Source organism: Halococcus salifodinae DSM 8989 (genome assembly GCF_000336935.1).
Lineage (GTDB): Archaea > Halobacteriota > Halobacteria > Halobacteriales > Halococcaceae > Halococcus > Halococcus salifodinae.
Genome location: NZ_AOME01000051.1, coordinates 163,574 through 186,064, shown reverse-complemented (window position 1 = coordinate 186,064; position 22,491 = coordinate 163,574). Strand labels below are relative to the sequence as shown.

Genomic DNA, 22,491 nt, shown 5'->3' with positions numbered 1-22,491 from the left:
TACGGTACCACGTCCGCGGGCCGTCAGTACAAGGCCGTCCGCCACGACGATCCGTCCATGAACGTCCGACAGGTCGTCCCGAAGGACGCGATCCCCAGCATCGACGATCCGGCGTTCGATACCGACTACTTCGGCGATCCCGACGACCTGGTGATCGTCGTCGAGTCCGATGCCGCGTCCGTTCCGCCGCGGGCGTACCCGATCCGGGTGTTGCACTACCACGAGATCGTGAACGACGCGACCGGTGATCGACCGATCGCGGTCACGTGGTGTCCGCTCTGTGCCAGCGCGATCGTCTACGATGCCGCTGTCGACAAGCGGGTGCTAACCTTCGGCGTCTCGGGCAAGCTCGCCGACGACGACCTCGTGATGTACGACCGCGAGACCGACGCCGAGTGGAAGCAGTCGACCGGCGAGTGTCTCGCGGGCGCGTTCGAGGGCCGATCGCTCTCGGTGCTCCCGGCCGGAACCTACTCCTATGAGGGGTTCGCCGCGGAGTATCCCGATGGCGTGGTGCTCCAGCCACCCGGCGGGGAGAGCGAGGCGGCGAGCGACGACGATGCGCCGGCGACGATCCGGTACGACGTCGAACCGTACGACTCGTACTTCACAGGCGAGGGGTTCGGCCTCGACGCCCACCGCGACAGCGACGGCGGGGCGACGCGGACGTGGGATCGGACGGATCTCGCGCCGAAAGCGGTGGTGCTGGGCGTTGAGCGCGACGGCGAGGCGTGCGGATTCCCGCTGGAGCGCGTCCGCGAGGCGGGCGGCGTGGTCGAGACGACCGTCGGCGAGACCGACGTCGTGGTGTTCGCGACTGCCGACACCATCCACGCCTTCAAGCAGCCAGGCCATGCGTTCGAATCCACCGACGACTCCCAGACCGTCCGGGCCGACGGCACCGAATGGGACGTCGAGACGGGCCGTGGGGCCGACGGGAGACAGCTCGAACGCTTGCCGACCCGACGCCTGTTCGCATTCGCGTGGCAGGACGACCACGGTCCCGAGGCCTTCTTCGACGGCTGATCTCGTGTGGCCGTCCGCGACCGGGCGCTCGACACCGGATCGATCGCGCGACCATCGGCGACAGCAGGGTAGCTGGCGGGTTACGCGAGCGTCGGGTCGATCCGTCGTCCGACGAGTACCACGCTGAGCGCCAGCAGTCCCACCGCGATCGGGAGGAGCAACTGGAACCCGGCGATCACCGCCCCCGTCGCCTGCACGCCGATCGCGATCAGGACGACCGGACCACAGCAGGCCGCCCCCGAAAACAGGGCGGGAACCGCCGCCAGCAGCCCGACCGAGGATTCCATCCCGCAGGCACGCGGCTGCACCAGCCCCAGATACGTCAGCGCGACGTTGATGCCGACGAGGGCTGCGAGCACGAGTGCGAGGCCGGCGTCGATCGGCGAGAAGAGGTACGTGAGCGGGCCGGCTTCGACCGCGGCGATCGGTTCGAACGAGAGATAGCCGGTCGACTGGAACGCCCGATCGAGCGGTGCGTCGACGACGAGTAGCGAGATACCGCCACGGCCGGTGAGCGCGAGATCGCCGACCGCGAACGAGTAACCGATCAGGTACGCGAGCCCGGTGAGGGTGAGGATCGCCCGCGCGTCCCAGCGGCTGGCGACGATGCGGAGAGTTCGAAGCGTTCGACGGATCGACTCAGCCATAGACGCTCGTTGCCGGATAGAACCCGTGCCACGCGAACCACATGGCATCGAACGCGTGGACTCGTTCCAGCGGGAGTTCGTCCGGCGGATGGACGGTGTCCGCGACCCGGACACCGTCGGGCGTGGTCGTGACCGACGCCCCGTCGGCGTTGCGGTAGACGTACGCTGTATCGAGGCGGTCGTCGTGGACGCCGACGTGTGGCGTCCCGTCAAGCGAGCCTGTGATAACTCCCTCGCGCCGGAGCGAGCGCTTGTGGAAGGCGATCGCGCCGTCGGTCGTTCGCGCTCCCACGACGACCGCCTTCGTCGGGTATCGGTCGTCGGTGTCGAGCGGCGGGAACAGCGGCTCGCTTTCGGGTTCGTAGTAGCCGCTCGGTGGGCTGTACGAACCGTACGGGTCCTGTCCGTAATCCCGAATGTACCCGGTGTCCTCGGTGAGCACGCGGGTGTCCGGGAACTGGTCTCGCCACCGTTGCCACGTCGTCCAGACGACGCGGAACTCCCGGAGCGACCGCCCGATCGTGGCGTTCGGCGTCCCGTCTCTGGATGTGTTCGATGTCGCACTTCCGGATGTGTTCGACTGCACGCTCCCGGCTCCGTTCGTCCTTCCGCCGTCGGTGCCGCTCGCGTCGCCGTCCGCGTTCCAGCCGGGGATCGCCGTCGCGAGGACCTGCGGCCACCAGTGCTCGGTGGCTCGATCGTACATGATGAGGTTGTCGTTGACGAGCCGCCCCGACACCCCGAACGTCGTCTCGCCGCGCTCGAACCCGACTGCGGTCCCTGTCAGCGGACAGTACGTGACGCCGATCGGGGTGCCATCGAGAGTGTCGTTGCACACCTCGTGGTGGACGAGGATCGACTGCGGGTACGCCTTGGCGACGCCGTTCCGTGCAATCCCGAAAACCACATCTCCCGGAGCAAGACGGCCGCCCACCTGACCGGCAGCCTCGAACCGCGGCTGGTCGATCGCAGGGATGCCGTCCTTCGACACTCCCCCGGACACTGCCGCCTCGCGGAGTTGCGGCGGCTCCATCGGCAGCACGAGCGAACGATCCGCGAGGGGTGGCAACGACCCCTCTCCGCTCGCCGTCGACGTGGTCGCTGCCGACGTGGCGGAATCGTCCATAGCCGTCGAGCGATCCGACGATCGATCGCCAGTGACGCCGCTACAGCCCGCGATGGCGATCGCACCGACGGTCGCGACGAACCCACGTCTGGTAACGCGGTCGTTCATACCGATCGTACTGGCTGGCCGGGCTTACCGTTGTAGCGTCTGTGTGTGGTTGCCACCCATGCGAAATGGGTTACCCCCGTGGTCGATCGTCGACCGGATGATGGACGCTGCCGACTCGTCCGCTGTGAGTGGAGTCGGGGAGTCATCGAGGCTTCCGTGGGATAACGAGTCGTGGATAGTGATACCAACCCGGATATGCTTCCAAAAAGCACAGCCGCGAAAGGATGACCCGTCGGCGGGTCGTTGGTAGCATCGTGAGCCTCGACGAATCGCAAGCGCCCGATTTCACGCTCGATAGCACCGCCGGTGAGGAAGTCACGCTCTCCGAAACACTCGACGACGGGCCGACGATCGTGCTCGTCAACCGCGGCCACTGGTGTAGCTTCTGTGCCGAACAGCTCCAGACGTTCAGCGAGGTCGCCTACGACCTCTGGTTCCACGACAACGTCGATATCCTCCCGGTCGTCACCGATCGGGTCGGCAAGCTGACCGAGATGCGCGACCGGTACGATCTCGACGTTCAGCTGCTCGCCGATCCCGACGGGTCGGTCGCGGACCGCTACAGCGGCACCGAACAGACCAGTCACGGCCTCACGGGCATCGCCGCGACGTACGTGATCGACACCGACGGCACCGTGCGCTACGAACAGATCGCCGACCACCCCGGGGATCGGACACAGGGGAACTTCGTGCGCTACTTCATCCGCAACGATTTCGCGAACCCGTTCGGCGACGGGTAACCGCCCGGCGGCGTAGTGACCGGACCGCGGAGGCGGCCGGGACGTCGAGACACTGACGCAGCGTTTTCGGCACGTTCACCGCAGCCATTGCCGGATCGAGCGAAGTAGCTGTGAGGGCAGGTCGACGTTTCGTTTCGCCACGAGCACCGTGTCGTCCGCCTCACGCGCGACTTCCTCGGGGATCGCTCCGAACACGAACTGTTGGAGGACACCCTCTCGGGTTGAACCGACCAGGGTCAAGTCGTGCTCGGCCGAACGCTCGACGATCCGTTCGACGACATCGCCGTCGGCGACCGTGGTTTCGACATCGATGCCCACCTCACGGAGGCGCTCCGCGGTCTCCGTGACTCGCTCCCGTGCCTCGGACTCGTCCGCGCCACTCCCGTCCGCGACGCTCAGCACTTCGGCTCGCGCATCCGTCGCCAGACAGACCGCACGGCAGATCTCCGCAGCGAGTTCGGTGTGCGGGCCGCCGGCCGTCGGCAGGAGCACCGAGTCGACGGTGCCGGTCGCGTCCGGGCCGAGCCGTTCGACCAGCACGTCACAGTCGGCCTCGGTGGCGATCGTATCGACCACGCTGCCGAAGACGATCTCGCGGCGGCGCGACCCGCGCGCACCCCACCCCATCAGCACGGCGTCCGCGTCGTACTGCTCGATCGTGTTGAGGATGGCCGTGTCGACGCGATGGCTGATGCGGATCGTCGCGCTGATCGGCACCTCGATGTCGTGAACGTCGAGCGTGCCGTGGACGTTCTCGGTGTCGGTCCCCACGTTGTCCTCAGTGTCGATCTCCACCGCCGGATCCGCCTCCGGCGTGCCGCCGTCGGCTCTGGCCGAGACGACGCGGCGGAGGATCTCGCGCTCGTCGTCGATGTACTCCTCGCCGCGCGAGAGCGGTGTCTGGCTCGGGATCGTGACGACGCTTATCGCGAGCACCTCCGCGCCCCGATCGGCGGCGATGTCGGCGGCCGTCCGGAGGAGCTGATCGACGTTGTCGGGGTTCGCGATCGGCACGACGATCCGCTCGTCGCGATCGGTCGGAGTCCGCTGGGAGATCACCGTCGGGGTCTCGCGTTCGATCTCGTCGGTCGAGGGGGCGCGGCCTTTCCACGCGAACCAGAAGGCGATCCCGATCGCCTCCGCGACGAGTCCGAGGACGACGGTCCGGAGGCCGAGACTCGCGATCAGGAGGACGTTCAAGACCACCGCGAGTGCCGGCACGTAGGGGACGAGGGGGACCTGGAATCCCCGATCGAGATCGGGAAACTTGCGGCGTGACGCGATGAGGGCGACGTTGACGACGGCAAACCCACCCAACAGCAGGACGTTGGCGACGCCGGTGACGCTTTCGAGACCGAGATGGACGCCGAAGAGGGGGAGCCCGAGCAGGCTGTGGACGAAGCTCGACTCGGCACTGCCGGGAATCTCCCCGAAGAGCACGGTGAATATCAGGATGAACGTGAGGATGAAGCCGCCGGTGAGCAACACCGCGTTGTACGGCGTTCCGTGCTCGGGATGGAGCTCCTCGAACCGTTCGGGGAGATGGTTGCGACGCGCCAGCGCGAGCTTGACCCGCGAACCCGCTAACACTGTGGCGTTCGCCGCGCTGAGCATCGAGAACAGCGCGCCCACGATGATGACGTAGAAGCCGACGTTGCCGAGGTAGTACTGGGCGGCGTACGCCATCGAGACCTCGCCGTTTGCGGCGACGTACTGCGTCGGGGAGAGATCACCGAGATTCACGTTCCCCGTGAGGAAGGAGAGGAACTGCTGGTCGTTGATCCCGATCACGATCACCAACACCACGAGCGCGTAGAGGAACGTCACGAACCCCATCGAGATGTAGATGGCCTTCGGGATGGTGTTGCCGGGGTCTTTGATCTCGTCGGCGTTGGTGGCGATCGCCGAGAACCCGATGAAGGTGATGAACACCAACGCACCCGTCGAGGCGATCTCGACGAAGCTCCCGATGTTCTCGTAGAAGGAGTCCACAACCACGTCCGCGCTGAACGCCTGCAGCCCGCCGTAGAGAAACAGGATCAGGAGCGCGATCTTCGCCGCGGTGACGGCGATCTGGAACTGGCTCGACTCCTCGCTGCCCTGGCTGTTGATGTAGACCAGCAGGCCGAGCACCCCGATCCCCGGAAGCCAGAAGGGCACCGACTGTGGGATCCCGATCAGCGGGTAGATGAACCGGTAGAACCAATCCGAGAAACTCGCGAGATAGAAGGCCGCACTCGCGGGATAGCCCACGATCATCGTCCAGCCCATGATGTACGTCCAGTCGGCGTCGAACGTTTCACTGACGTACATGTATCCGCCACCGCTCTCGAAGTAGATCGAGGAGAACTCGGCGTACGCCGCGGCGGTGAGGGCGGCGATCAGCGCCGCGATCACGAACGAGACGATTGCGACCGTGCCGACGTTCGAGACCGCGAGCCCCGAGAGCACGAAGATACCCGCGGCGATCATCGTCCCGATCCCGATCGCGAGCGCGCCGAGGAGCCCGATGCTCCGATCGAGTTCGGTCGAGACCTCGCTGGCGTCGTCGGCAGCCGCGTCGCTCATTGTGGTTCCGACGTATCGCTATCTTGTTCAGCCATCGCCCTGCGAAAGCAAGCCCCAGTCCTCCGCCGTCCCGTGGGACGACGGGCGAAGAGCATCCGTGGCCGTCGGGCATTCTCGACGATCCACGCCGGTCGCTATCACCCGGACCTGTATCCGTCGTGATGGGACTTCGCGACTCGGTCCGTGCGCTCGTACTCACAGAGCGGGCACGTGTCGGTGATCGATCGATCGAACAGCAACCCATGCACCCGACACCGCCGAATCTCGTCCGGGTCGATCCCCGCCACGGAACGTCCGTCCTCGCTCATGTCACGTACTCGTACATCATCCCGTGGCAAAACAGCATAAACGTTTTGTACAAATGTTTCGATAGCGGGTAGACGATCGCGGCCGATCGTCGTCCACCGGACCGTCTCGATCCACGTCCAGGCCGGTCAGGCCGACTCCGGGAGCGGGAGATCGTTCGCCTTGTCGCGTGCGCGCTCGATCACGGCGGGGCGGGCCTCGAATGCAATGGTGGCTTGATCGCCGTAGGAGACGTCCTCGACCCGGGCGTGGTCGTGGATCCACGAGACGAGGCTCATCGTCTCGTCGGTCATCGGGAGCACGAGGCGCTCGCGCTCGTAATCGGGGAGTTCGCCCTCGATGCGTTCGAGGAGAGACTCGATCCCGTCGGCCTCGGCGGCGCTCACAGTGATGGGGTTCGGCGCGAGCGACGAGAGCGCCTCGCGTTTTTCGACGAGTTCGTCGGGATGCACGAGATCCGTCTTGTTCAACACCGTGACGATCGGGGCCTCGTTGCGCTCGTAGAGCGTGTCGTGGGCGGTGACGAGCTTCTCGCGCATCTCCTCGACGGGCTCGCTCGCATCCACCACCAGCAGGACGAGGTCTGCACGATACACCGAATCCAGCGTGGATTTGAACGACTCGACCAGCCAGTGTGGCAGATCCGCGATGAATCCCACCGTGTCGGTCATCAAAACGGGTCTGTCCATCGCCGCCCGGCGTGTCGTGGTTCCGAGCGTCGTGAACAGTCGGTTCTCGGATTCGGCGGTGGGTTCGAGATCCGGATGGAGCTCCTCGTTCTCGTCGACGTCGACGTCGGTGGCGACCTGCCGGAGGAGCGTCGATTTCCCGGCGTTGGTGTAGCCCGCGAGCGCCACGAGATCGAACCCCGACTCTCGGCGCTGCTCTCGTCGGTGCTGTTCGGTCTCCTCGATGCCGTCGAGCTCCTCGCGGATCGCGCTGATCTGGGCCTTGATGTCCTGTTCGCGCGACTCCTCGTACTCGCCGAGTCCCATGAACCCCGGGCGCTCGTCACGTTGGGCGAGGCTGGTCTTCGTCTCAGCCCGCGGGAGTTCGTATCGGAGCTCCGCGAGCTCGACCTGGAGCTGGGCTTTCCGGGTGCGCGCGCGCTGGCCGAAGATCTCGAGGATCAGCCGAAAGCGATCGATCACCGTGGTGTCGTCGGGGAGTCGCCCGCCGAGATTGTAGGTTTGATAGGGTCCGAGCCGGTTGTCGAAGATCACGGTCTCCGCGCCGGTTTCGGCGACGAGCGCCGCGAGCTCGTCGACCTTCCCTTCACCGAAGTGGAGCCCAGCGTCCTCGGTCCTCGTCTGGGTGATCGTCCCGACGACCTCGTGGTCGGCCGCTCGCGCGAGATCGGTGATCTCCCCCGTGTCGGCGGTGCCCGCATCGACCCGTTTTGCGATGATGGCCTTCATGTGGTGGCTCGACGCGCTATCGCGTCGATCGTCCTGCAGTACGCCGCCGACCGTCTTCAATCCCGGCCTCCGTTTCGAGGCAACGCTCCGCGTTCCACGATCGGATGCGGTCGCCGTCGTGGATGAGCCGTCGACAGTTATATGTCGATTCTCGACCAATTATCGAGCACGAATGTCCTCGTCGCTCGTTCGCACCCACACTCTCCCACCGGCATGGCGGTACGCAGTGATCGGCGCACTCGCGTCACTTCCCCTCGCAGTCGTCGTGAACTGGTTTCCGTACTCCGAAGGGGATTTCGCGGGCGGTATCATGATTTTCGGCGCGTTCATCGCGGGACTCATTGCCCCAACACGCTCGGCAGAACCGGATGCCGCCGGATTCCGTACTGGTGTTCTCGCTGGAGCTGTCGGAATACTTGCACCCATAGCAGCAGCTGCTGGTACCGCCATCGAGAATGCTGTGTTGGCATGGCCGACGACGGCCGAAATGGTGTTTTTCGTCGGGGCTAGTGCCGTAATACTGTGTCTTGCGCCCGTTTTCGGGTTAGTGTGCGGCCGCGTCGGTGGCTGGACGGCGAAGAGGGTCGCCACGCGATGGACAGCGGACGCGTCGTAGCAACGTTACAGGAACTGTTCACCATACGCTCCGTGTCCGTCACATCGATTACTTCGGGGACCACGAGAAGAGATCCACAACACACTCGCGTCGAAAGCAACACACCGCCGGCTACCGCGTCCGGATGTCCTCCTCGTCCCTGACTTTCTTGGTCTCGCCCTCGCCGCTGGACTGCTCGCTGACGAGTTCGTAGAAGTCGTTCTGGAGGCCCGCCGGGAACTCCACCACCCCGATCCACGAGCCGTCGTTCTGCCACTCCTCACGAACGAGGTCGCCGAACTGCCGGATCTGGGCTTGGGCGCTGCCGGCGTGGTCGGCGGGGATCTGGGCGGCCATCGTGACCTCCTCGAACCGGATCGGGATCACAGGACGAAGCGCGTCGAGCGCCTCGTCGATCTGGTTCTCTACTGTGTCCATCGGATCGATCCGGAAGTCGGTCTCCTCTAGCGCGGACTCGATCCGGTCCGGCGGATGAGGCGCGCCGTCCATCTGTGGGTTGACGGCGTTGCGCGCGATGGTGTTGATGAGCTGTCGTCGCTTCTGTTCTTGCATCTCGCGGCGCTGCTCGGCGGTGATCTGAATCTCACCCTCCTGAATCACCTCGGGGATGATCTCTAGAGGTTCGGTCGTCCCGAACACCTCCTCGACATCGGACTCTGCAGGACGATCCCCGCGGGAAGCGTTCTCGAAGACGTCCTCGGCGGCGATCACGTCCTCCAGATCGCCCTCGAACTCGTCGCGTTTGATCTCGAGCGCGGCGTCGGGATCGATCAGGACCTCGAAGCGCGCGCCGTGGGATTCGAGACGCGCCGTCACCGCCTCGTCAAGCGATATCATGCCCGGCCGTGGGGGCCGGAGCTACAAGTCGTTTCTCCCCGACGGCGAGCGGCGATCAGTCGCCCGCGGTTGGGTCGACAGTTTGATCGCGGAGCTCGGTCCGGCGGATCTTTCCCGTGACGGTCTTCGGGAGATCGTCGACGAACTCCACTTCCCGCGGGTACTCGTGGGCCGAGAGCTCCTCGCGGACGTGGGTCTTCATCTCCTCGGCGAGTTCGTCGCTGGCGTCGTGGTCGTCGGTGAGCACGACGTACGCCTTGACGATGTTGCCGCGCTCCCGGTGGGGTTTCGGGACGACCGCGGCCTCGGTCACTGCGGGGTGTTCGCCCAGCGATGACTCGACCTCGAAGGGACCGATCCGGTAGCCCGACGAGAGGATCACGTCGTCGGCCCGGCCCTCGAACCAGAAGTAGCCGTCCTCGTCCATGTGCGCGAGATCGCCCGAGAGATACCACTCGCCATCCGATCCGTCGACGAAACACGCGTCGGTTTTCTGCTGGTTCTCCCAGTAGCCCGCGAAAAAGCACGGGAACTCGCCGCGATGGGCGATCTCGCCAGTCTCACCAGGTGAAAGCACCTCGCCGGTCTCAGGATCGACGATGGTCGACTCGACGCCCGGCAGGGGTTTGCCCATGCTCCCCGGCCGGAGCTCCATCGTCGGGTAGTTGTTGATGACCATGTTCCCCGTTTCAGTCTGGCCGTAGGTGTCGAGGATCGTGACGCCGAGGGCGTCCTCGCCCCACTCGACCACGCCAGCGGAGAGTGGTTCGCCGATCGAGAGCGCGTGGCGGAGGTCGAGATCCACGCCGTCGAGCAGGCCCTCGTTCGTCCGGAGCATTCGGTAGGCCGTCGGCACGCTGAAAAGGACGGAGATCGGGAACTCGTCGAGCAGGGTGGCCCACTCCTCGGGATCGAACTCGCCCTCGTAGGTGAACTGGCTCGTACCCCAGAACCACGCCCCGAGGACGTTGATCGGGCCGGTCAGCCAGCCGAGATCGGCGGTCGACCAGTACAGGTCGTCGTCGGTGAGATCGACCGCGAACCGCTGGGTGGCCGCGACCCCGGCGACCCACCGGTGTTTGTGGCGGACGCCCTTCGCGGGGCCCGTGGTGCCGCTGGTGTAGTAGAGCAGCGCGTCGTCCTCCCCGTTCGTTCGGACCGTCTCGTACTCCGCGCTCGCGGCGGCCATTGCGTCGGCGTACCCTACGTCGCCGTCGGCGATGGCGTCTTCGTTCCCACCAGCACTGCCGTCTCCCTCGCCGTCGTCCCGATCGACCGTGATGACCGTCGCCACGGAGGGGGCGTCGTCGAGCGCGCGCTCGACGGTGTCGCGGTTGGCTGCGGTCGTCAGCACGGCGGTCGCGTCGCAGTCGTCGAGCCGGTAGGCGATACCGTCGGGACCGAAGCGCTCGTTGACGCCGCCGAACACCGCCCCGTGCTTCAGGGTGCCGATCAGCGCGACGTAGTGGGCGGGAATTCGGGGCATGTACGTGAACACCCGATCGCCCCGCTCGACGCCCTCGTTTTCGAGCACGTTCGCGAACCGGTTCGACCGCTCCGCGAGTTCGTCGAACGTCACCGTCTCGCGCTCGCCGTCGGTGCCGGCGTACTGGAGTGCAACTCGCCCAGTACCGTCGGCGTATCGGTCGCAGACCTCGTGGCCGACGTTCAGTTCGTCGGGTGCGTCCCAGTCGGCCTCAGCGTAGATGTCGCCCCACGCGAACTCCTCGCGCGCGGCCTCGTAATCGGGCAGGTTGTGTGCTGCCATGTGCAGCACCATCGCACACCAACGTTATCAATCATGTTGTTACTCGGAGGACACGCCGTACGATCGAGGAGTAGACGGCGAACCCTATGCGAGCGGTTCGACCAGATCGGTGAGTGCCGCCCGCGGATCGTCGGCCTTCGCCACGCCGCTCGCGAGCAGAACGCCGGACGCGCCGAGGTCACCGGCGGCCGCGAGGTCCTCGCCCGCGGAGATGCCTGCGCCACAGAGCACGTCCACGGAATCGTCGACTGCCGCGGCGGCCGCGACCGCGTTCTCCACGATCCCGGGATCGGCCTGACTCACCGAAACGTCGCCGCCGATGAGTGCGGGTGGTTCGACAGCCACGCCATCGGGCCCGAGCGCCGCCGCCGCGCCGATCTGGTCGGGGTTGTTCGCACAGACGATGGTTTCGAGCCCGGCGCGGTCGGCCGCATCGAGCGCGCCGTCGATGTCGGCGAGCCGCAGCCGGCGCTCGGAGTGGTTCAGGAGTGTGCCGACCGCGCCCGCGTCCGCGACCGCCTCGGCGAGCGTGCTTCCGGTGTGGCTGCCGTGTTCGACGGGCGAAACGTGTTGGGCCCACGTCTCGACGCCCGTCTCGGCCACTCGTCCGATGTCTGCGGCCTGGGGCGAAACGGCGATCCGAACGCCCGACTCGTCGGCGACGTCGCGCGCCACGGTGGCGATCTCGACCGGATCGGACGGGTACGCCTTCAGGTTGACGAGAACGAACATACCCGGTTGGCGCTCGCCGCGGACAAATAGGTTGCGAGACTACCGGGCCGACGCTACCCGACGAGGCGGGCGACGTACGGCGGCAGCCGTTTTCTGACCAGCGCGTACGTCGCGCCGACGCCGATCACGGGGAGCCGTCCGTCCGAAGCCGGCCGGAGACGACGAGATAATCCCGGGCGAACACCGCGAGCGACGGGACGAGGGCGAGCGTGGCCGCAACGTGGACCGTCGGCGCGGGGAGCACGGGGAGCAGCGCCAGCGTGATGAACGCCATCTGGCCTGCCGCGAGCGGGCGGCGAGCCCGACTCTCGGGGAGGTCGTACACCGGCCGTCCTCGGTGTCGCCGCCCGGCCCGTGCCGCCTTGAAGACGTACCGTGCGAACGAGAGCGCGAGATACCACACGGGAAGCCGTCCCCAGACGACGCCCACGAGCGGGGCGACGAGGAACCCGAGCGTGTCGAATGCGTGATCGAGCGTCGCCCCGAGCCGCGTCACCCGTCCGATCGTCGTGGCGATCCGGCCGTCGATCCAATCGAGCGCCGCCCCCACGCCGTAACAGACGCCGGGCAGCCACGCGACCGCCGGCGTTGGCGGAACGAACACGAACCCCGCGACCGCCGCGTACAGCCCGCCCCGCACCAGCGTCACGGCGTTCGCAGGACCGAGCGTCTCACAGAGCCGCCCCTCTGCGGTGCGGTTGCGGTCGAGGTGACGCGTCAGAAACCACAGTTCGAACCCGAGCACCGCCGTCGTCGGCAGCACCCACTGACGGGCGATCGCCATGTCGAACTCGCGGAGCGCGTCCCAGCCGAGCACGACCCCGACCGCGGCACAGACTGCGGCCAGGAGCCACTGCCGCCGGAGTCGGACGGTCGGCCCGAGCGTGCCGCTGCCTTCGCTCACCGTTCGTCCCCGGCCAGCTCGTCCCCGCTTCCGTCCCCGGACAGCGCGTCGAGACGGTCGTACTCCGCTTGCGAGAGCCGGACGGCGGCAGCCGCGGCGTTCTCCACGATGTGCGCCGGTTCCGTGCTGGACGGGATGGGAACGACCCCGTCCCCGACGTTCCACGCGAGCACGACCTGGGCCGGCGACAGCCCGCGCTCGTCGGCGATCTCCTCGACGACCGGCTCGGTGAGCACCGACGCCGGGAGTGGCGAGTGGGCGACAACCCTGATGCCGCGGCGGTGACAGAACGCCACGAGGTCCTCGCGGGGCGTGTGTGGATGGTGTTCGATCTGGACGAGCGCGGGCGGAACGCGGGCGAGCGAACACACCGATTCGAGCTGCTCCATCGAGACGTTACAGATCCCGATCGTCCGCGTGAGACCGCGATCCACGAGACGTTCGAGACTCCGCCACGCCTCTTCGAGCGTGACGGCCACGGTCTCGATCTCGCCGTCGGCGTCGCGGGGGAACGTCGCTTTCTCTTGGGCCTCGATCGAACGATCGGCGAGGTTTTCGAGGGGCCCTTGGTACGCCCACGCCTCGGGCCAGTGGAGCAGGTACGAATCGAGCGCGTCGAGACCGAGCGCGTCGAGCGTCGTTTCGCAGGCCTCCGCGACGTGGCCGTGGTTCGTGTTCCACACCTTGCTCGTGACGTGGAGCGACGACCGATCCGGCGCGCCAGGCGCGGCGAGGAGGTCGCCGATCCGCGCCTCGTTCCCGTAGAGTTCGGCCGAGTCGAGCAGCCGATAGCCCGCATCGAGCGCCGTCGCGATCGACTCCCGCCGGTCGACGTACTCGTCGCCGCGGTAGCGCGAACAGCCGAACCCGATGGAAGGCAGCCGTATCGCCGCGTCCGTCCGTGCGCGATCCGGCCGGACGACGGGCGCGCGCCGACGAGTCGTCGCGGCTCCGAAATCCGGACCGCCGGCCGGGTCGTCCCGACGGGCGGCCCTCCCGCCGCCGTCGACCTCGATCGTCTCGTCCCGATCGGCAGGTGTCCCGACCACTGCTCCGGCGGCTGTCCCGGTCACCGCTTCGGCGGAAGGTTCGATCACAGTTCTGCCGGCTCCAGCACCCCCGGCCACATCCTCGATGGCGTTGCAGGCGGCGACGACATGTGCGCCCCGGCGGGCGCTTTCCCGCGGCGTGCATCCCTCACGGATGGCCGCCGCGAGCCGAGCCGGCCCGTCGATGTGGCTCCTGTCCGCCGCGGGGGACTGTGGCGGGACAGCCGTGTACCCGCGTCCGACCCGGCCGAACGCCACACCCTCGTCGCCGTCGACGAGGGCACCGGCGTCCCGGAGGTACACCGAGCCGTCGTCGCCGTGGAGTTCGAGCCCGTAGAACTCGCGACTCCGGTGTGGGACGTAAAGGCTCGCGGTGAGTCGGACCAACGGTCCCGCCGCGAACGAGAGCGTCGCCTCGACGTGGGTCGGTTTCTGGGGTTCCGCTTCCGAGCGATCCGGCCACGGCGCGGCGGCGTCGGCGCTCCGAACACGCTCGACGGGGCCGAACCACGCGACGAGCAGCGAGAGTGGGTACACCGCGCCGTCGTACAGCGGTCCCACGTCGAAAAACGACTGCGGACGGTCGTGCCAGTCGGTCACCCGGCCGACGTGGGCGTGGGCAGACGCCATCCGCACTGGCCCCGTCCGCCCGTCGGCCAGCATGGTGGCGGCCCGCCGCTGTGCGCCACACCGGTGGTTGATCGGGGCGCAGGCGAGGCCGAGACCGCGCCGTTCGGCCAGCGCGACGAGGTCGGCCGCGACCGCGGCGTCGGTCGCCAGCGGTTTCTCGCTGAAGACGTGGCGGCCGGCGTCGAGGGCGGCCCGGGTCACGCTGGCGTGGGCCGCGTGGCTCGTCAGGTTCACGATCAGCGGGCTCGGCTCACGGTCGAGCAGCGTTGCCACGTCGCCGTAGGCGGTCGCGTCGTGGGCATCGGCGACCGCTGCGGCACGGTCGCGGTCGTGGTCGCAGACGGCGGCGAGCGACAGCGACGTGTCGTCGATACCCGCGAGGTACTCCCCCGCGACCGAGCCCGCGCCCACGAGCGAACACTTCATGATAGTATGGAGTGATGTGTCGACAAAAACCGTTCGCCGTCCACGAAAACCGCCGCCAGCACGTTCTTTTCTGTCCACGGCGAGGCTCGTGGAACCCACACGACGGTGGACATCGTTGCCCGAGCGAAGGATAGGTTTACGGGCCGGAGGCCACAGCATGTACTATGGGAACGAGCACCGATACGGATACTGGGATCGGCTCGCTTGCCGGCGCTCCGCTTCGGTCGGTCGGGATCGTTCTCGCGGCGATCACCGGCGTCATCCACCTCTATCTCGGTGTGAGCTTCATCGATTCCCCGCTCGGGTGGAGCTTCCTCGTCGCAGCAGCGGGGTTCGCGGTCGGCATCGTCGGGGTGCTCTACGGCTATCGCCGCACCCTCCTCTACGTGCTCGGAATCCTCTTCGTCGTCGGACAGATCGTCGTGTGGTACGTCGTGAACGCCCCCGATTTCGGCACGCTCGGGTACGTCGACAAGGCCATCCAGGCCGTGTTGATCGTCGTCCTCGTGTTACTCTATCGTCGTGCCGCGTGAGGATCGCATCGTCGCTTCCGGTGTTGATGGTCTCCATCCAGAACGTTCGCCGTTCGCGAGCCGCGGTCGTTCGCGATGTCCGCGCCGAATGCGGAGTCAGGAGTCCTTTCGCTGCACCACGTCGCCGAGGGTGTACTCGCCGCTCGCGGAGCCACCCTCCCACTCGGTGTCATCGACGCCGCCCTCGGTGAGCGTGATGTCGAGCCGGCGTTCGAGTTTGCTCTGGACGCTGTCGCTCGGCAGCATCGAGCCGTGTTCGAGCTTCCGGATGAGGCTCGCCTTCTCGTTCAGTTCCTTTGCGAGATCTTCTTGGCTCATGTCGGTCGCCTCGCGCGCGCTCCGGATGCGCTCGTCGTAGTCCTGGACGACCTCCTCCATGTCGTCGAACATGTCCGGTCCGCGCGAGGTCGAGCCACCACCGCTCGATCCGCTCCCACCGGACGACGCACTCGCCCCGTCCTCCGAGGAGTCCGTCGAGTACTTCGTGGACGTGCTCTCGGACGCGGGCTGGCGGACTTCGGTCCCGAACTCGGCGCAGTCGTCACAGACGTCGATCTCCGCGCCTTCGATCTTCACCGTCGTCGGAGAATCGGTCTCCGCACCGCACATCTCACACTGGACCATATCGCAGCGAAGGCCGTCCCTGCGTATAAAACGTCCGCCACCCGCCTCACTCCTCGGCGGCGAGCGCCTGGAGTGCGTAGTAGAGTCGCTGGAGTGCGGTCAGATGGCCGACGACCGCAAAAACGACCAGCAGCCAGCCGACGGGCCCCAGCCCCGCGACCGCGGGCCGGACGAACGCCGCGATCCCGGTCACGATGCCGATCAGCGCGAGCCGGTCGGCCCGTCCGAGCAGGCCACCGTACACCCGATCGAGGTCGACGGCCTGGGCCTGCGTGCCCAGATACGAGGTCAGCAGCACGCCCGTCACGGCGGCGAGACCGAGCGTCGGGCGATCGATCCCGAGCGCGAGGCCGACCACCAGCAGGACGTCGGCGTACCGATCGAGAACGTGATCCAGCAGGTCGCCCGCGCGCGAGGCGGTGTCGAGCCGGCGCGCGAGCGCGCCGTCGAGCAGATCGAGCGAGCCGTTGAGTCCCACACAGACCGCACCGGCGAGATACCACAGCGCCTCGCCGCCCGCGAGGACGTACGCCACCCCCGCCGCGACCGCGAACACGAACGCGACGACGCTCACGACGTTCGGCGTCAGCCCCGCCCGAGCCGCGAAGCCGACGAACGGCTCCAGCAGCCGGTCCGCGGTCGAGCGGTACCCATCAAGTGTCATGGCTGATCGGGATACATGGTCAGAGGTACTCGACGAACGAGACGGTTCCGGCGCTCGGCTCGCGCTCGCCGGCGACGACCGCCCGAATCGCGCCGGCGACGCCCTCGGGCGTGCGATCGGTTGCGTCGATCTCGTACACCGCGTCGCGGCCGTGGCGCTCGACCGCCTCGGCGAGGATCACGTCGAGCGCTTCGCTCTCGGCATTTTCAGCCACGCTGGCGTCGGACTCTCCGCGGGCGGCGAGCCGGTCTTCGAGTTCTTCGGGGTGACATCGGAGGACGACCACGCGATCGGCGTCGAGCCGGTGGGCGAGGTGGGATTCGACGAGGGTGACTTCGGCGCTCGTCGGACGATCGTCGAGCCAGTCCTCGACGCCGTCGAGGTCCGCCACGAGACTGTCGCGATCGGTGTCGGTGCCAGTCGACAGTCCCTCTTCGCGGATCACCTCGTTCAGGTGGACGACATCGAGAGTCCCCTCGACACCGCCAGAACTCTCAGGGGCGCTGTCGGCGTCTCCGCCGTCCCCGACGAGCCGGTCGGTCGCGGTCGTCTTGCCGGTGCCCGGCGTTCCGGTGACGGCGACTCTCACCCCGCGAGCACCTCGTTCAGCACGGAGACCGCGCGCTCGGTCTCGGCGCGGGTTCCACACGAGATTCGGATACACTCGGGGAGGCCGAAACTCGTACAGTCCCGGACGATCACGCCACGGCGTTGGGCTGCGCTCGCAACCGCGCTCGCATCCCCCACCTCAGCGAGTACGAAGTTGCCCTCGCTCGCGTGGGTTCGGGCATCCAGTTCGCTGTCGAGATACTCGCGCGCCCACACCGCCGACTCGACGGTGCGCTCGACGTGCTCGCGGTCGTCGAGCGCGGCGAGGCCGGCGCGACAGGCGACCGTGCTCGCTGCGAACGGCGTGTTCACCCGTGTGTAGGCGTCGGCCCAGGGTTCGGGCACGACGGCGTAGCCGAGTCGGAGCCCCGCGAGACCGTAGGCCTTCGAGAAGGTGCGAAGCACCGCGATATCCTCGCGGGCGTCCCATCCCTCACGTCCTTCGACCAATCGGACGGCACTGGGGGTTTCGGCGAACTCGCCGTAGGCCTCGTCGACGACCACGAGCGTGTCCTCGTTCGTTTCCGCGGCGATCCGTTCGACGGCCGCGAGGTCCACCGTCGTGCCGGTCGGGTTGTGCGGGCTGGTGAGGTAGACGATCCGCTCGCCGTCGTAGACATCGAGCACCGCGTCGGCGCTCTGGGTGAACCCGTCCTCGGTCCGAAGCGAATAGCTGCGAACCTGGCCGTGGTGATAGCGCGCGCTCATCCCGTAGTAGGCGAAACCGGGCTCGGGAACGAGCACCGCCGCGCCGGGATCGAGCAGCGCGCGTGAGAGGTAATCCAGCGCGCCGTCGCCACCGTTGGCGAGCCACACCTGGGCCGGCGCGACCTCCCACTGGTCGGCGATCGCGGCGACGAGATCGGAGTGGGCCGATTTGGGATAGACGTGGACCTCGCTTGCGGCCTCACTGATCGCCGTCATCGCTGCCGGACTCGGACCGTGCGGGTTCTCGTTCGAGGAGAGCTTCACGAGGTCGTCGGGATCGAGTCCCAGCTCGCGTGCGACCTCCTCACTCCCCTCGCCGGCCCTGTAGACGGCGTGCTCGGAGAGATCGCGTGTCTGCATACCGGGACGAACGGTCGCCGGGGCTTAAGCGTGCTCACACGGCCACAGCCCGCGGTCGACTGTGTTCGGGTGACGCGACGACCGCGGCGGACGTTGACGACCGTGGAGGCGGGTGCGGGCGTGAGTCGAAAGCGGCACTATTTAGTCTGAAGGGCTCAATAAGTTATTCATGGTTGCTGCCGTTCTTATCATTGGGCTTGCGGTCGCGGTCTTCGTCGGGTTCAACATCGGCGGCTCCTCGACGGGGGTCGCGTTCGGCCCCGCGGTGGGGAGTCGACTCGTCTCGAAGACCGGCGCTGCCGCGCTGTTTACGGGATTTGCGCTGCTCGGCGGGGCGACGGTCGGCACGGAGGTCATCGAGACGATGGGTGGTCGGATCGTCCCCGCCGATCAGTTCACGCTCGCGGCGAGCGTCGGCGTGCTCTTTTTCGTCGGGCTCGCGCTGTTGATCTCGAACCTCTTTGGAGTTCCTGCCTCGACCTCGATGACCGCGGTCGGCGCGATCGCGGGGCTCGGCGTGGCGAGCGGGAGCCTCGATTACGCCGTGATGTTCGAGATCGTCTCCGCGTGGATCGTCGCCCCGGTGCTCGCCTTTTGGATCTGTGCGGTCGTCGGCCGCTACCTCTACCCCTATCTCGACGCGTGGTTCGGGATCGATCGTTCCGACGGCGCGCTGTTCGTGATCGATCGCTCAGGTTCGATTCCGCTCCCGCGCCTGGCCGAGGACACCACCCGAAAGGAGGGGTTCTGGAGCGCGGTCGTACTCGCGATCAGCTGCTACATGGCCTTTAGCGCGGGTGCGTCGAACACCGCGAACGCGGTCGCGCCGCTCGTCGGCGGTGGCGCGATCAGTATCACTCAAGGTGTCGTCCTCGCGGCGGTGGCCATCGGTCTCGGCTCGTTCACGATCGCGCGACGCACCCTCGACACCGTCGGCAACGATCTCACCGATCTCCCGCTGCTCGCGTCCCTCGTGGTCGCCATCGTGAGCGCCACGATCATCACCGTGCTCTCCGAACTCGGGATTCCGGCGAGTCTCGCGGTCAGCGCGACGATGTGTATCGTCGGTCTCGGCTGGGGACGGGCGACCCGCACGACCACCGTCGCCACCGCGGCGACGGCCGCCATCCAGGGTAGCGAGGAAACGACGACCATCTCGACGAACGCGCTCGCCGCCGACGCACCTGCCGAGACCGCTGCCGGCGACGTGGCTGGTGACGCCACCGACGATACCGCGAACGGTGGCGTCGCCGGCACGGAGAGCGTACCGGGCATCGGTGAGGAAGAACCCGACGAACTCTCTGCCAACGACTTGTTCGACCCCGCGACGACGGGACGCGTGATCATGCTCTGGATCATGACCCCGTCGCTGTCGGCGGCCGCCTCGTTCGTCCTATTTGAACTCTTCCCTGTCTACGGCGGCGCGTAGCCGCTACCGCGACACCGCCAGTCCAAGCGAGGGTGAACTCGATTCGCGAACACCCAGCCGACGCCGCGAGCGTCCGTTTCGAGCGATTCAAACCCCGCCTCGGTCTATCGGTGGTATGGACGAGGCAGATTCACACGAGAACGTCGTTCCCGGCAGCGACGAGGAGCTTTCGACGCCGGACGTACACGGCTACGAGTTCCGCGACGGGTTCGATTTCGGGGAGCTGTTGGAGTCGTACGCCACGACGGGGTTTCAGGCGAGCCAGCTCGCCGAGGCCATTGACATCGCCGAGCAGATGCGAGCGGCCGACGCGACGATCTACCTCACCTGCACGTCGAACATCATCTCCTCGGGGCTGCGCGAGGTCGTCGCGGCGCTCGTCCGCGAGGGTCACGTCGACGTGCTCATCACCACCTCCGGCGGGCTGACCGAGGACGTCATCAAGACGGCCAAACCGTTCAAAATGGGCGAGTGGGACGCCGACGAGGCCGCACTCCGCGAGCGCGGGATCAACCGACTCGGCAACATCTTCGTACCCTCCGATCGGTACGTCTGGCTGGAGGAGTACCTGTATGACTTCTTTGAGGACTTCTTCGCCGACGAGTCGCTGCGGACGCCGACGGCGTTCGCGCGCGAGCTCGGGGCGACCCTCGACGACGAGAACTCGGTGTTGAAACAGGCCGCCGACAACGACGTTCCCGTCTACTGCCCGGCGCTGACCGACGCCGAGGTGGGCAACTTCCTCTACTTCTATCGCCAGCAGCACGACGCCGACATCGATATCACGCTGCTCGACGACTACGAGCGCCTCATCGACGGCGGACTGGCCGCCGACACGACCGGGCTGATCGCGGTCGGCGACGGCGTCCCCAAACACCACGCGATCATGACCAACCTCTTCCGGGGCGGAGCCGACTACGCGGTCTACATCTCGACGGGGATGGAGGGCGACGGCTCGCTCTCGGGTGCGCCCCCCGACGAGGCGGTGTCGTGGGGGAAGATCAAGGAGGCCGACACCAACTACACCCAGGTCGAGGCCGAGGCGACGCTCGTCTTCCCGCTGCTCGTCGCGGGCGCGTTCCAGTAGCACCCCGACCGCCTGACTCCCGGTCTCCGTCGCCGATTCGCGCACTCTCGCCGACTCACGCGCTCTCTTCGATCACGTGCTTTCGATGTCGATCGACCCCCAATCAGTCATCGACACCGCCGACGGCCGCCGCCTTCGCTCGCGCCCGCTCGACGACCGACGGCCGCGCCGCGAACGCGACCGTAACCCGATCACCCGCCGCCCCGTAGCTCACGTCGGCGACGTTCGCGTGATCGTAGAGCCACGACACGACGCTCATTGCCTCGTCGACGTTCGCCATTGCGACCGTGGTGCGTTCGGTCGGCAGTCCGTCCTCGATCCGTCCTACCAGTCGATCGAGGTTCGTGCCCTCTTGGACGCTGATCGGCAGCGGTGACGGGGCAACGTCGGCCGCGGCCGCCAGCCGCTCCTCGCGCTCCTCGGCGTCGAGCAGATCGATCTTGTTGAGAGCGGTCACGATCGCCTCGCGCGGAACGTCCTGCGCATCGAGCACGTCGAGCGAGACACGGAGCTTCTCGCGGAGTTCGTCGGGCGGGTCGCTCGCGTCGGCAACCAACACCACGCGATCGGCCGCCGCAGCCTCCGAGAGCGTGGCGCTGAACGATTCGACCAGCCAGTGGGGGAGGTCCGCGACGAACCCCACCGTGTCGGTCAGCAGGACGGGACGGCCGTCGAGCGTCGCCCGTCGCGTGGTGGTTTCGAGGGTCTCGAACAGCCGATTTTCGATCGTTGCCGTCGCGTCGCGGTCCGCGTGGTCCGGCTCGGTGTCCGCGAGCGTCAACTCGTCCGCGAGGCGGTGGAGCAGCGTCGACTTGCCGGCGTTGGTGTAGCCCGCGATCGTCACGAGATCGAACCCCTCCTCGCGCCGGCGCTTGCGGAACTCCTCGGCGGGGTCGGGGAGGTCGTCGAGCTTGGTTTCGAGCCGATCGATCCGGTCTTCGGCGTCGTACAGCGGCGATCCCTTCTCGGCGCGTTTGTTGAACCAGCCCGCGTCGGCCGTCTCCCGCATCCGTGGGAGGTCGTAGCGGAGTCGCGCCAGCTCGACCTGGAGCTGTGCCCGCCTCGTGCCTGCCTGATCGCCGAACACGTCGAGGACCAGTCGGTAGCGGTCGTGGACGCGGGTTCCGTCCGGTAGCGATTCTTGGAGTCCGTGACTTTGCGATGGCGTGAGTTCGCCATCGACGATGACGACCTCGGCCCCCGTTTCGGTGACCCGGGCCGCGAGCTGTTCGACTTTCCCGCTGCCGAGATGCGTCCCGGGGTCCTCGGCTCGAACCTGCGTCACCTCCTCGACGATCGTGTAGCCGGCGGCTGTGGCGAGCGCTCGTATTTCGTCGGTCGCGGGCGTGCCGCTATCGACGCGCTGTGCAACGATTGCGTTCGTGTCTGTCATGTGTAGTGATGGTGTGTCGTCTATGAGCGATACGGCCGGCTCGGCGGTCACCGAGCGCTCGATGACGGAGCCGCCAGCCGACGCTGTCGAACCAACGACAGGTCGGGAAGCGGCGGCCCGGTCAGAAAACGAATTGGGTGGTCATCGGTCGACCTCTGTTAGCACTCTCACGAACCAGGGACA

General features: G+C 67.2%; 21 protein-coding genes. 6 read left to right on the top strand and 15 right to left on the bottom strand.

Annotation, left to right across the window (positions count from 1 at the left end; genetic code table 11):
• Positions 1-57 precede the first annotated feature (57 nt).
• On the top strand, positions 58-1,026 hold the full coding sequence (locus C450_RS08165) for a DUF3179 domain-containing protein (RefSeq protein ID WP_005042492.1): 969 nt from the start codon (positions 58-60) through the stop codon (positions 1,024-1,026).
• 80 nt (positions 1,027-1,106) lie between these two features.
• Here the strand turns inward: C450_RS08165 and C450_RS08160 are convergent, their stop codons facing one another.
• Entirely contained in the window at positions 1,107-1,673 is a 567-nt protein-coding gene (locus C450_RS08160; RefSeq protein ID WP_005042491.1) for a hypothetical protein, read from the bottom strand.
• Entirely contained in the window at positions 1,666-2,907 is a 1,242-nt protein-coding gene (locus tag C450_RS22060; protein ID WP_005042489.1) for a DUF3179 domain-containing protein, read from the bottom strand. Before C450_RS22060 ends, C450_RS08160 begins: the two co-directional genes overlap by 8 nt.
• Positions 2,908-3,131: 224 nt before the next feature.
• Between C450_RS22060 and C450_RS08150 the strand changes: the two genes are divergently transcribed.
• Complete coding sequence (locus C450_RS08150) at positions 3,132-3,647, top strand: peroxiredoxin family protein (protein WP_005042488.1); 516 nt, start codon at positions 3,132-3,134, stop codon at positions 3,645-3,647.
• Between the two features lie 75 nt (positions 3,648-3,722).
• On the opposite strand, the gene C450_RS08145 is transcribed toward C450_RS08150, so the two are convergent.
• The 3 genes from C450_RS08145 to hflX all read right to left on the bottom strand — a co-directional run bounded on the left by C450_RS08145 (position 3,723) and on the right by hflX (position 7,939).
• The gene (locus C450_RS08145) at positions 3,723-6,215 is read right to left on the bottom strand and encodes an amino acid permease (protein ID WP_005042486.1); all 2,493 of its coding nucleotides are present in this window, start codon (positions 6,213-6,215) and stop codon (positions 3,723-3,725) included.
• Between the two features lie 137 nt (positions 6,216-6,352).
• Positions 6,353-6,523 (bottom strand): hypothetical protein, encoded by a 171-nt coding sequence (locus C450_RS22055; protein ID WP_161606946.1) that lies wholly within the window; start codon positions 6,521-6,523, stop codon positions 6,353-6,355.
• A gap of 126 nt (positions 6,524-6,649) precedes the next feature.
• A complete protein-coding gene (hflX, locus tag C450_RS08140; protein WP_049910012.1) occupies positions 6,650-7,939 on the bottom strand; it encodes a GTPase HflX in 1,290 nt (429 codons plus the stop codon).
• A gap of 172 nt (positions 7,940-8,111) precedes the next feature.
• Here hflX and C450_RS08135 point away from each other — a divergent pair, with 172 nt between their 5' ends.
• Entirely contained in the window at positions 8,112-8,555 is a 444-nt protein-coding gene (locus C450_RS08135) for a DUF5518 domain-containing protein (RefSeq protein WP_005042482.1), read from the top strand.
• Between the two features lie 111 nt (positions 8,556-8,666).
• Here C450_RS08135 and C450_RS08130 read toward each other — a convergent pair whose 3' ends face one another.
• From C450_RS08130 to C450_RS08110, 5 genes are all read right to left on the bottom strand, one after another.
• Positions 8,667-9,392, bottom strand: coding sequence for a ribosome assembly factor SBDS (locus C450_RS08130; RefSeq protein ID WP_005042480.1), 726 nt, complete (start codon positions 9,390-9,392; stop codon positions 8,667-8,669).
• Between the two features lie 55 nt (positions 9,393-9,447).
• Complete coding sequence (locus tag C450_RS08125) at positions 9,448-11,160, bottom strand: acyl-CoA synthetase (protein WP_005042478.1); 1,713 nt, start codon at positions 11,158-11,160, stop codon at positions 9,448-9,450.
• An 84-nt stretch (positions 11,161-11,244) separates the two neighbouring features.
• Positions 11,245-11,892 (bottom strand): triose-phosphate isomerase, encoded by a 648-nt coding sequence (gene tpiA, locus C450_RS08120; protein ID WP_005042476.1) that lies wholly within the window; start codon positions 11,890-11,892, stop codon positions 11,245-11,247.
• Between the two features lie 124 nt (positions 11,893-12,016).
• Positions 12,017-12,796, bottom strand: coding sequence for a CDP-alcohol phosphatidyltransferase family protein (locus tag C450_RS08115; RefSeq protein ID WP_005042474.1), 780 nt, complete (start codon positions 12,794-12,796; stop codon positions 12,017-12,019).
• Positions 12,793-14,901 carry an aldo/keto reductase gene (locus tag C450_RS08110; RefSeq protein WP_005042472.1) on the bottom strand — a complete coding sequence of 703 codons (2,109 nt, stop codon included), beginning with the start codon at positions 14,899-14,901 and terminating at the stop codon, positions 12,793-12,795. Before C450_RS08110 ends, C450_RS08115 begins: the two co-directional genes overlap by 4 nt.
• Positions 14,902-15,065: 164 nt before the next feature.
• Here C450_RS08110 and C450_RS08105 point away from each other — a divergent pair, with 164 nt between their 5' ends.
• The gene (locus C450_RS08105; RefSeq protein WP_005042470.1) at positions 15,066-15,434 is read left to right on the top strand and encodes a DUF7475 family protein; all 369 of its coding nucleotides are present in this window, start codon (positions 15,066-15,068) and stop codon (positions 15,432-15,434) included.
• A 96-nt stretch (positions 15,435-15,530) separates the two neighbouring features.
• Here C450_RS08105 and C450_RS08100 read toward each other — a convergent pair whose 3' ends face one another.
• The 4 genes from C450_RS08100 to hisC are packed head-to-tail and all read right to left on the bottom strand — an operon-like array spanning position 15,531 to position 18,399.
• Positions 15,531-16,058: a multiprotein bridging factor aMBF1 gene (locus tag C450_RS08100; RefSeq protein WP_005042467.1), complete on the bottom strand. Its 528-nt coding sequence runs from the start codon at positions 16,056-16,058 to the stop codon at positions 15,531-15,533.
• 46 nt (positions 16,059-16,104) lie between these two features.
• Complete coding sequence (locus tag C450_RS08095) at positions 16,105-16,722, bottom strand: CDP-alcohol phosphatidyltransferase family protein (RefSeq protein WP_005042465.1); 618 nt, start codon at positions 16,720-16,722, stop codon at positions 16,105-16,107.
• A 19-nt stretch (positions 16,723-16,741) separates the two neighbouring features.
• Positions 16,742-17,311: an adenylate kinase family protein gene (locus C450_RS08090; protein ID WP_005042463.1), complete on the bottom strand. Its 570-nt coding sequence runs from the start codon at positions 17,309-17,311 to the stop codon at positions 16,742-16,744.
• On the bottom strand, positions 17,308-18,399 hold the full coding sequence (hisC, locus tag C450_RS08085; RefSeq protein ID WP_005042461.1) for a histidinol-phosphate transaminase: 1,092 nt from the start codon (positions 18,397-18,399) through the stop codon (positions 17,308-17,310). Before hisC ends, C450_RS08090 begins: the two co-directional genes overlap by 4 nt.
• Positions 18,400-18,568: 169 nt before the next feature.
• Here hisC and C450_RS08080 point away from each other — a divergent pair, with 169 nt between their 5' ends.
• Both C450_RS08080 and C450_RS08075 read left to right on the top strand, forming a co-directional pair.
• Positions 18,569-19,828 carry an inorganic phosphate transporter gene (locus C450_RS08080; protein ID WP_005042459.1) on the top strand — a complete coding sequence of 420 codons (1,260 nt, stop codon included), beginning with the start codon at positions 18,569-18,571 and terminating at the stop codon, positions 19,826-19,828.
• 115 nt (positions 19,829-19,943) lie between these two features.
• Positions 19,944-20,915, top strand: coding sequence for a deoxyhypusine synthase (locus tag C450_RS08075; protein WP_005042457.1), 972 nt, complete (start codon positions 19,944-19,946; stop codon positions 20,913-20,915).
• A 103-nt stretch (positions 20,916-21,018) separates the two neighbouring features.
• On the opposite strand, the gene C450_RS08070 is transcribed toward C450_RS08075, so the two are convergent.
• Positions 21,019-22,308 carry an HflX GTPase family protein gene (locus C450_RS08070; RefSeq protein WP_005042455.1) on the bottom strand — a complete coding sequence of 430 codons (1,290 nt, stop codon included), beginning with the start codon at positions 22,306-22,308 and terminating at the stop codon, positions 21,019-21,021.
• Positions 22,309-22,491: the final 183 nt, after the last annotated feature.

Bases quoted from the DNA above. Each gene is read 5' to 3' on its own strand.
- C450_RS08165 (WP_005042492.1), top strand. From the start codon at position 58: ATGAACGTCCGACAGGTCGTCCCGAAGGACGCGATCCCCAGCATCGAC.
- C450_RS08160 (WP_005042491.1), bottom strand. From the start codon at position 1,673: ATGGCTGAGTCGATCCGTCGAACGCTTCGAACTCTCCGCATCGTCGCC.
- C450_RS22060 (WP_005042489.1), bottom strand. From the start codon at position 2,907: ATGAACGACCGCGTTACCAGACGTGGGTTCGTCGCGACCGTCGGTGCG.
- C450_RS08150 (WP_005042488.1), top strand. From the start codon at position 3,132: ATGACCCGTCGGCGGGTCGTTGGTAGCATCGTGAGCCTCGACGAATCG.
- C450_RS08145 (WP_005042486.1), bottom strand. From the start codon at position 6,215: ATGAGCGACGCGGCTGCCGACGACGCCAGCGAGGTCTCGACCGAACTC.
- C450_RS22055 (WP_161606946.1), bottom strand. From the start codon at position 6,523: ATGAGCGAGGACGGACGTTCCGTGGCGGGGATCGACCCGGACGAGATT.
- hflX (WP_049910012.1), bottom strand. From the start codon at position 7,939: ATGAAGGCCATCATCGCAAAACGGGTCGATGCGGGCACCGCCGACACG.
- C450_RS08135 (WP_005042482.1), top strand. From the start codon at position 8,112: ATGTCCTCGTCGCTCGTTCGCACCCACACTCTCCCACCGGCATGGCGG.
- C450_RS08130 (WP_005042480.1), bottom strand. From the start codon at position 9,392: ATGATATCGCTTGACGAGGCGGTGACGGCGCGTCTCGAATCCCACGGC.
- C450_RS08125 (WP_005042478.1), bottom strand. From the start codon at position 11,160: ATGGCAGCACACAACCTGCCCGATTACGAGGCCGCGCGCGAGGAGTTC.
- tpiA (WP_005042476.1), bottom strand. From the start codon at position 11,892: ATGTTCGTTCTCGTCAACCTGAAGGCGTACCCGTCCGATCCGGTCGAG.
- C450_RS08110 (WP_005042472.1), bottom strand. From the start codon at position 14,901: ATGAAGTGTTCGCTCGTGGGCGCGGGCTCGGTCGCGGGGGAGTACCTC.
- C450_RS08105 (WP_005042470.1), top strand. From the start codon at position 15,066: ATGGGAACGAGCACCGATACGGATACTGGGATCGGCTCGCTTGCCGGC.
- C450_RS08100 (WP_005042467.1), bottom strand. From the start codon at position 16,058: ATGGTCCAGTGTGAGATGTGCGGTGCGGAGACCGATTCTCCGACGACG.
- C450_RS08095 (WP_005042465.1), bottom strand. From the start codon at position 16,722: ATGACACTTGATGGGTACCGCTCGACCGCGGACCGGCTGCTGGAGCCG.
- hisC (WP_005042461.1), bottom strand. From the start codon at position 18,399: ATGCAGACACGCGATCTCTCCGAGCACGCCGTCTACAGGGCCGGCGAG.
- C450_RS08080 (WP_005042459.1), top strand. From the start codon at position 18,569: ATGGTTGCTGCCGTTCTTATCATTGGGCTTGCGGTCGCGGTCTTCGTC.
- C450_RS08075 (WP_005042457.1), top strand. From the start codon at position 19,944: ATGGACGAGGCAGATTCACACGAGAACGTCGTTCCCGGCAGCGACGAG.
- C450_RS08070 (WP_005042455.1), bottom strand. From the start codon at position 22,308: ATGACAGACACGAACGCAATCGTTGCACAGCGCGTCGATAGCGGCACG.